Genomic DNA, 2,048 nt, shown 5'->3' with positions numbered 1-2,048 from the left:
GAGCGATTGATCGAAATACTAGAACACAAGCAAACGGAGCTCACAGCAGAGGATATTGCTGACATACTCTGGTTGACTTTGCAACAGTGGCAGTTTGGGCCAACGACCTTCTCTGGCTTATCTACTTCAATTCCAAAATCTGATAATTCTATTGTGGATTCGAAAGAGTCTTCGGTAGAACCAATGCCTCAGTCATCACTTGAGTCCAGTACGTCATCATCTTCAACCACACCTCAGTCTGGAATGTCCGGTGTGACAACAATCCGTCCGACTGAGAATCAAGCCACGGCGTCACCTTCAACTGAATCGGGGGCACCTTTGGCTTTGCCAGATTCACCTTCATTGCGTCATTCCTTAGATATCTTGAAGGCTTTGCGTCCACTAATTCGTTTGGTACCTTCTACAGATGACCAACTTCTGGATGTACCAGCGACGGTAAAAGCAATCGCAGAAACGGATTTATGGCTACCTAAGCTGCAACCGAAGTTAGAACCCTGGCTGGAATTAGCTTTAGTAGTGGACTCCTCGCCTTCCATGGTGATTTGGCAACAGACCATTTTGAGTCTGCGGAGGAAATTGGCTCAGTCTGGAGTATTTAGAGATGTGCGTTTGTGGAGTCTGGAAGTTCAAGAATCTACAGGCAGCACTAAGACAACTGAAGGACAACGATTGGGGCCTCCCCATTTTTACCTTCGTTCTGGTTATGGTCCATCTACTGCCAAGCAACTTCCTCGCCATCCACGAGAATTGCTTGATCCCAGGAGACGTCGGCTCATTTTAGTTGCGAGTGATTGTATTGCGCCCCGTTGGGATACTCAGCAAATCCGAGATATTTTGCAAGTATGGGGGAACAGTGGCCCAATGGCATTACTACAGGTTTTGCCAGAGTGGTTATGGAATCGCACAGCTTTACTGGAAGTGACTAAAGGGCAAGTAACCAATTCCAGTTTAGGACAAGTGAATCAATCTCAGGCACAAGTGAATCGATCTCTGATATTTATCCAACGTGGTCGATGGCGACAAAGCTCTTCAGTGGGATTAAAGTTGCCTGTAGTGACATTAGATCCAAATGTTATTGCCCGTTGGAGTCAAATAGTTAGTGGTAATGCGCTTTCCTCTGCACCGGCTTTATTGCTCTCACCAGTCCAGGTTCGTCAGATAGGGCTAGCAACCAGTTCAAGTGATAGTGAAACGTCAGCACAAACTACCATAGGGCTAACGCCTAAAGAACGGTTAGAACGATTTCGAAATTTTTCTTCTCCCATGGCGCGACGGCTTGCAGGGTATTTAGCTGCTTGCCCAGAAATTAACTTGCCTATTGTTCGAATGGTGCAATCTGCTTTGTTGCCTGGTCTGCAACAGATGCATGTGGCAGAAGTTCTATTGGGAGGGCTATTTAAAGCTCAAGAAAATGTGACTGCACAGACTCCAGCAGATACTGTACAATACGAGTTCTGCGATGGAGTGCGCCCTCTAGTTCAAGAAACTGTGCCGCCTGATTATGTGTTTGAGGCGTTATCCACTTGGCTCAATCAACGTCTTGGATGCTCACTCAGTGATTTTCGTGCATATCTTATTGAGAATCACGAGCAAACAGACAAGATCAAACCTTTTGCTGGTGTATTGCTTGAGGTATTGAAGCGGCGTGAGTCGAAATATACCGACCTTGTGCAGGCTCTTGAAGAACGTTATGTAGCTGAGGATACACAGTCTGAAACATCTAATAACCTAGGCTACCGAAACTTTGCTGCGCTAAGCAACCATGAAAAAAAGAATGAAGATTACCGAATTCGTCTGCTGGATAGGGTTGGGCGTGAAGACTTAAATCAGTTAAGCGCAAGTGAGCGCATGGCTCTACGGCGGATTTTATCATCAATCTTTTCAGCAATACTCCGGACAGAATTAGGAGACTAGCACCCCATAGTCACAAAGACTTGGAAAGTTGGGATGTGATTTAATCAAAGTCTCGTCTAAGTCTAAGTTTCGAATAAACCTGTCAATCAGATGCTGATTGAGTTTGCGACGTTTGTAGGAGGCCATGGAAAAGA

General features: G+C 45.6%; 1 protein-coding gene. It reads left to right on the top strand.

Annotated elements, in window-relative coordinates; translation table 11 throughout:
• A partial coding sequence (locus IQ260_RS30155) for an SAV_2336 N-terminal domain-related protein (protein WP_193996733.1) occupies positions 1-1,914 on the top strand: 1,914 nt, incomplete at its 5' end.
• Positions 1,915-2,048 lie beyond the last annotated feature (134 nt).

This window comes from Leptolyngbya cf. ectocarpi LEGE 11479, from assembly GCF_015207065.1.
Taxonomy (GTDB): Bacteria; Cyanobacteriota; Cyanobacteriia; order Phormidesmidales; family Phormidesmidaceae; genus Leptothoe; species Leptothoe ectocarpi.
This window is presented reverse-complemented; position numbering and strand designations above follow the sequence as displayed.